The organism is Candidatus Cardinium sp. cBcalN2 (assembly GCF_022810445.1).
Taxonomy (GTDB): domain Bacteria; phylum Bacteroidota; class Bacteroidia; order Cytophagales; family Amoebophilaceae; genus Cardinium.
This window is the reverse complement of the sequence record NZ_JAACGD010000164.1, coordinates 1-6,820: the sequence shown is the minus strand read 5'-3', so window position 1 is coordinate 6,820 and position 6,820 is coordinate 1. Positions and strand designations below refer to the sequence as shown.

Here is a 6,820-nt window from a genome sequence, read left to right as displayed (position 1 = left end):
ATATCAACTACTACATCTGAAGCACTACATGCTGCCTCGTCTAAAATCGTTTTATCCTTCTTATTTTTGATGTTTGGATCAAAACCTGGTTGGTCGATTAATCGCTTAATTATATTTTCTATCTTTTCTCCATCTTTTTGATAAATGTCACGTCGGAGTAATTTTCGTAGCAATATATGAGTGGCCGTATCGCCTTTATTGTTTTGTATGCTTACATAAATTCCTGGAATGTCCAGGAGTGCTTCTAAAGCCTTGTAAAAACCAAGCTTTGCTACCACATGTATGGGTGCGTTACCTTTATCTCCTTGGATATTTCCATTCAGTTTAGCAGATTTTCTGAGCGCTTGTATAAGCATTACTTGCCTATCTTCCTCTTTTTTTTTGTCTCTTTTTTGGTAATCAGTTGTTACTGCTATCTGCAAGGGTGTCAAACCTTTATTGTTCAATATATTTACATCAGTGTTCGGGTTACATGCTATGAGCTCTTTTATAAATGGCCCATTATTTGTTTTAACTCCCAAATGGATGGGGGTATCACCATTTTTGTCTTTTACTGCTAGGCTTTTATAAAGCAAAGGATAATATGTTACCAGAGATATGATGTTGTGATGACCATTGATAGCTGCCCAATGGAATAGGTTCTGGCCATGATTACATCGTGCTGTTAGATCAGTACTAGGTATAAGTTGCTTGAGCAATATTATAAATTCTGTAGAACCGTTGGCAGCTGCTAAATGGTGTGGGCGTGCACCATACCTATCTTGTGCATTTGCATGAGCCTTATTCTTAGGGTCAGCTGCGTGTTGCTTCATTCCATCTATATCATTTTTTAAAGCTAAAAAATGGAGTTTGGTACTATTTTCATCGTTCTGTCCAGCTTCTGCCGTTCGTGATGTTGTAGCTGAGCTTGGCCGCTCCATATTGAGTGCCCTCCTTGTGTTGACACAAGCCAACAACGTGTTTAAGCTTAATAAAGTAGCCAATAATAGATTGGCTCTATGTTTCGTATACTGTTTCATGGCATTAGTGTTTCATGGTATGTTATAGTTTGAACTAACGTAATGGGATAATAGTTAGGTTAATCGTCATTAGGCTATCTGGTTAATCTTAAGAAAAACAACAAAATTTAACTTAGCGTAATAGAATGTCATAAAATTTATTATAAAAAATTTTTAAAGTTAAGCGTATTATTATAATAACTAAAAATAAGTATAATGACAAGAAAAAATAATACAAAGATCAGATGTAATTAAGCGGATAGATGGTAGGATTAGGGAGTGATGTTTATAAGGTACCATAATAATAAAAATTGGCTTATATTTGCTTCTTATAGCATAATAGTGATCTATATTCCCTACTATGCTCGAAAAAAAGCTAATAAAATTCCATGATTGTAATCAATGACCTTACCTATCATTTGGGCAAACGAACCCTATATGATTCAGCTTCCCTTCATATTAAGCCCAAAGATAAAATTGGCCTAATAGGCCCAAATGGAGCTGGAAAATCTACTTTATTAAAGATTATTACCGGTGACCTTACACCCGATAGCGGCAAAGTGACCAGAAGAAAAGAGTGCTCTATTGGTTTTCTCAACCAGGATCTGCTTTCTTATCAATCTCAAGACAGTATTCGCAATGTAGCCATGGAAGCTTTCAGTCAAGCATTGGTTACGCAAAAAAAAATTGAATCTTTATGCCAACAGATGGAGGTCAACTATTCGGATGATTTGCTTGCTCAGTTATCGCATCTGCAAGAAACGTTTGAGCGGATAGGTGGCTATGATATACAGTCAAGAACGGAGGCCATGTTAGAGGGTATGGGTTTTACTACCAAAGATTTGGATCGTTCACTTGCTGAGTTTTCAGGAGGCTGGCGCATGCGTGTTATGTTTGCCAATCTGCTTTTGCAACAACCTTCTTTACTGATATTGGATGAACCAACCAACCACCTCGACTTAGTCTCTATTAAGTGGGTGGAAGCCTATTTAAAAAACTATGATAGTGCTTTTATAGTGGTTTCACACGACAGAAGCTTTTTAGATGGTACTACCAGTAAAATTGTAGAGATTGCTGAGAAAAAGTTTACCGTTTATGTAGGCAACTATAGTGCGTATGAAATACAAAAATCAGAAAGAAGTGAATTACTCGAAAATGCCTATGCCAATCAACAAAAACAACTCAAACATGCACAAGAATTTATAGATCGTTTTAGGGCCAAGGCTAGTAAAGCCAAACTTGTTCAATCTAGGATCAAGGCATTAGATAAAATAGATAAAATAGAAGTCCCTTCTGCCCATCGTAAAACGATAAAAATTCAGTTTTCCATCAAACAAAATCCTGGCAAAATTATTGCAGTAATAGATAAGATCAATAAGTCTTATGGTCCTGTATCTATTTTAAAAAATGCGGCCGTAGAAATTAATCGAGGCGATAAAATCGCTTTAATTGGTGCTAATGGACGTGGTAAAACGACTCTATTGCGTATTATAGCTGAACATGAAGCCGCTGAGCAACAACAAAGGAGCTTTGGTAATAATGTAGAGATGGCTTTTTATGCCCAGCATCAGTTAGAAGCGTTAAATCTAGAACATACCATTATAGAAGCATTACGTGCCCATAGTAGCCATAGTGATGGCACAGAACGTACGGAACAAGAATTGCGTACCATAGCAGGTATGTTTCTTTTCACTAAGGATGATGTATTTAAAAAGATAGCAGTGCTCTCTGGTGGCGAAAAAGCACGAGTTGCCTTAGCCACCGTACTGCTTTCTCAAGCAAACTTTCTATTACTGGACGAACCAACCAACCACTTAGATATTCATTCTATTGATACACTTGGACAAGCGCTACAGCAATATGAAGGTACTTGTTTATTTGTATCACATGACCGTAATTTTATCCAACAGGTAGCCAATAAAATCTGGTATATCGAAAACAAAAAAGTAAAGGTATTTCCAGGCAGCTATGAAGAATTTAAAGAGGTGGTGAACTTGAGTTAGATAGCCAGCTTATCTTGCATTGTTGAATACAAAACCTTAAATTTGTCTTCTTTTAGTTAAAGATTTAGTTTAATATTCAAACCAGCCTTAACTTAAATTAAGTGGAACAAAGCCATTTATGAATAAAAGTTCATATATCTGGCTTACTTTTATTTTATTTTCTTGTATATCAGCTGAATAGTTCAGGTATTTAAGTACCTGTTCACGAAATTATTACAAGGAGTGTTTTTTCTTTTTTTGCTTAAATTCACCATAGCTGTGAATAGATACTATATTAATACATTAACCATTACTAATTAATTAACATTTACCATGAATAGTTTAAGAAAAAGTATAGCATGCTTAATGGTGTTAGGTTTGATGCCATCACCCAAAGCTGCAGCAGAGAATTGGAGTTATGGTATAAAAATAGCAGGAACTACTTCTTTTGGTACATTATCTGACCAAGAAAAGAAAGCTAGTAAGTTATTGCAATCTAACGGACCGGAATTAGCAGCACTAAAACAAGTACCAATCTTAGGAGAGGCAGTATCATTCGGACAAGGTGTAGCAGAAGCAGTAGGAGGATTGAATTATAGTATGTGGAATCCTTGGTTTGGGGTTGCCCTATATATGGAACGTTCTTTTAACGATCATATAGGATTAGGCGCAGAATTATTGTACAATAGATTTGATAAAACTATTAAATCCGCTGGGATATCCTCGAGTAACAAGATCTGTTCTGTCCATACGATTGCAAAAAACGCGTTACTCACATGGTACTGGACCAGGGCTATTCGGCCAGATTTTAAAGATGATTATTTTCTGGGTCGTCTTTTCGCGGGCTTGCACATTTGCTATTGTATCAAGCGTACTCAAAAAGATGCATTTACGTCTAATCTGACAGAATTAGGATCAGACACTGATGGCTCTTCTACAGGCTCTCCTTCTAGTAAGAACGAAAAGAGACTTAAATTTGGGTTTGTAGGTGGAACTTCTTGGGAACTTCCAAATGGGTTGCTTCTAGAATTAAAAAGCATGCTGCCTTATAATTTATTAAACATAAAAAATAAGGACGAACGCCCCTTGTTTACCTCTGTCCATGTTTCTGTAGGCTTTAATTTAGCCAAACTATACTAAATTGTTTTTTCCCTTTCGTAAAAGGTGGTGAAAGCATCCTTTACACCTCTACAAACAGAATCCAGGCTTTAGCCTCCATTGCAACTGTTTTGCTGGTCATTTGTAAGAGGTGCTTTCAATAGCTTTTTACTAGTTGGACTTCTTGCTTTTTTTGCGTATTGTGCCATAGGGCTAAATAAAAACTAACCATATGATAACGCTTACAAGCATGAGCATACGCATAGAATTATCCTGGAAAAATCAACTGACTACAGAGTTTGAAAAACCCTATTTCAAAAAGCTAACAGATTACGTAAGGGCGGCCTATCAAAATAGCACCATTTACCCAGCAGCTAAAAATATATTTAGAGCCTTTGAACTATCAACTTTTACCGATACAAAAGTGGTGATTTTAGGGCAAGATCCTTATCATGGTCCAGGACAAGCAGATGGATTGGCTTTTTCTGTACCTTTAGGGGTTGCTTGTCCTCCTTCATTACAAAATATTTTTGCAGAACTAGAGACAGATATGGGTATTGAAAAACCTACATCTGGCACATTGGATGGTTGGGCTCAACAAGGTGTATTGTTATTAAATGTTATTTTGACGGTAGAAGCACATAAAGCAGGGTCCCATCAAAACCAAGGTTGGGAACTGTTTACTAATGCTGTGATCAAAGCCATTTCGGAACGCAAACAACAAGTGGTATTTATGCTATGGGGCCGCTATGCGGGGCAAAAGGAAGCGTTAATCGATGCCCAAAAACACCTGATACTAAAATCAGCACATCCCTCTCCACTCTCTGCCCATAGGGGATTTTTTCAAAATAGACATTTTAGCAAAGCAAATGCTTATCTACTAGCCACAGGGCAAAAGCCTATTGCTTGGTAGGTCTATTGGCGTCAACTAAAAGGCTATATTTTATTGATTTCCAAATATCCTATTTTCTATTTTTGTCTATTTCTGCTACAGTGGATGGATGCAAGTTTACGTCATTGCCTGAACAATCACAGATAGACAAAAAAGTCTTATGCCAATTCCTTGTAGTGCGCACAATATCTTTTAAGCGGACAAATGATACAATTGGGTTTTCGTGCTTTGCAAATATACCTGCCATGTAGTATAAGCCAATGATGAGCATGTTGGCGCCACTGCTGATCTATCACTTCTAGTAGCTCATTTTCTACTTTTTGGGGTGTGTTCCCTTTTGCTAATCCAAGCCTTTTGGCTACTCTAAATACATGCGTATCCACCGCAATGGTTGGTTGGTTAAACAAACAGTTTAATACAACATTAGCTGTTTTTCTGCCTACGCCTGGCAATTGTAACAGTTTGTCAAAGTGGTTGGGGACGCGGCTATTATACTCATTGATCAATCGGTTACATAAACTAATAATATGTTTGGCTTTATGGTTAAATAATCCAATCGATTGTATATATTTTTTCAACCCTGTTTCCCCAAGGCGTAGCATTTTCTCTGGTGTATCATATGCTTCGAATAAAGGTTTTGTAGCTATATTTACAGATATGTCAGTAGCTTGTGCAGATAAGATTACGGCTACTAATAAGGTAAACTCATTTTTATAGACTAATTCTGTTCTAGGGTGCTCATTTTTATGGCTTAAAATCTTAAAAATTTTATTAACTATTGGTTTTTTCATAAAATGTTAATAACAAAGCTTAAATACATTGTATCCATGCAGGACTCTGGTAAAGGCTACGTACAAAAAAACGTCTCTTGTGAAAATTTGCGTTTTTTGCTACCCTGCTCATAGCATTAAACAAAACTTAACCTTACAAATTTAGCATCATAGCAGATTAACAATGACTAATTTAATACATCCTGAAGTAGGCAGTAAAATATTACCAGCTAAAAAACTAGTAATATTGTTGCACGGTGTTGGTTCTAATGGGCATGATTTAATCAAATTAGTTCCACATATTAAAGATGGTTTACCAGATTGTCACTTCATGGCTCCTCATGGGGTAGAACCATATGATATGGCTCCTTATGGGAGGCAATGGTTTAGTTTACAAGATCGAACCCGTTATGTGATGAAGAGATTGCTGGGCAGTAATGTTGCATCAGTTACAGACATTATTCAACAAAAGCAACTGGCGCTTAATCTTACCAATAAAGAGACTATTATTATGGGCTTCTCACAAGGAGCTATGATGGCTATGTATTTAACACTGATACAAAAGGAGCCTTTCCTAGCTACCGTAGGATTTTCTGGATTATTAGTGGTTCCTTCACAGTGCATCAATAAGGCTACGCCGATTTGTTTAGTACATGGGATGTTAGATACGGTAGTAACCGTAGATGCTATAGATCATGCACTAGCCTATTTATCTCAGTATAATGTACCCTGCAGTGCACATAAACTAGATCAGCTTGCACATTCGATAGACCATAGAGGATTAGACATTGCCGTTAATTTTATAAAAAATAGTCAGATTAAAGGCATACCCTGATGTAAGGTGTTGGTATGCATGTTCTGCATCAGTCTAATAGTTGGCTACGCCTCAACCATTCGTGATAGGAACTATTAATTGTAAGAAATTATAATTGCTTATAGTTGGTCTACATATAAGTAATCGGGATCTTGGCCATGTAGCTACACTGTTAGGAAGTATGCTAGTGTTATATATACTAACTAAAAAAGCTATATATATGGAATATAAACTAGATGCTTATATAAAATGTAGTAGTTGATATT

The 6,820-nt window shown here is 36.5% G+C and carries 6 protein-coding genes; 4 read left to right on the top strand and 2 right to left on the bottom strand.

The annotated features are described in order from the left end of the window. The coding region (locus tag MUW74_RS04130) for an ankyrin repeat domain-containing protein (protein ID WP_243553097.1) at window positions 1-1,019 on the bottom strand (1,019 nt) is incomplete at its 3' end. A 368-nt stretch (window positions 1,020-1,387) separates the two neighbouring features. Between MUW74_RS04130 and abc-f the strand changes: the two genes are divergently transcribed. The 3 genes from abc-f to MUW74_RS04115 all read left to right on the top strand — a co-directional run bounded on the left by abc-f (window position 1,388) and on the right by MUW74_RS04115 (window position 4,991). Further along, complete coding sequence (abc-f, locus tag MUW74_RS04125; protein WP_243518094.1) at window positions 1,388-3,001, top strand: ribosomal protection-like ABC-F family protein; 1,614 nt, start codon at window positions 1,388-1,390, stop codon at window positions 2,999-3,001. A 312-nt stretch (window positions 3,002-3,313) separates the two neighbouring features. Further along, window positions 3,314-4,120 (top strand): PorT family protein, encoded by an 807-nt coding sequence (locus tag MUW74_RS04120; protein ID WP_243518091.1) that lies wholly within the window; start codon window positions 3,314-3,316, stop codon window positions 4,118-4,120. A gap of 208 nt (window positions 4,121-4,328) precedes the next feature. Next, entirely contained in the window at window positions 4,329-4,991 is a 663-nt protein-coding gene (locus MUW74_RS04115; protein ID WP_243518100.1) for a uracil-DNA glycosylase, read from the top strand. 137 nt (window positions 4,992-5,128) lie between these two features. Here MUW74_RS04115 and nth read toward each other — a convergent pair whose 3' ends face one another. Further along, complete coding sequence (nth, locus tag MUW74_RS04110) at window positions 5,129-5,761, bottom strand: endonuclease III (RefSeq protein ID WP_243518088.1); 633 nt, start codon at window positions 5,759-5,761, stop codon at window positions 5,129-5,131. 163 nt (window positions 5,762-5,924) lie between these two features. Between nth and MUW74_RS04105 the strand changes: the two genes are divergently transcribed. After that, complete coding sequence (locus MUW74_RS04105) at window positions 5,925-6,575, top strand: alpha/beta hydrolase (RefSeq protein ID WP_243518085.1); 651 nt, start codon at window positions 5,925-5,927, stop codon at window positions 6,573-6,575. Window positions 6,576-6,820 lie beyond the last annotated feature (245 nt).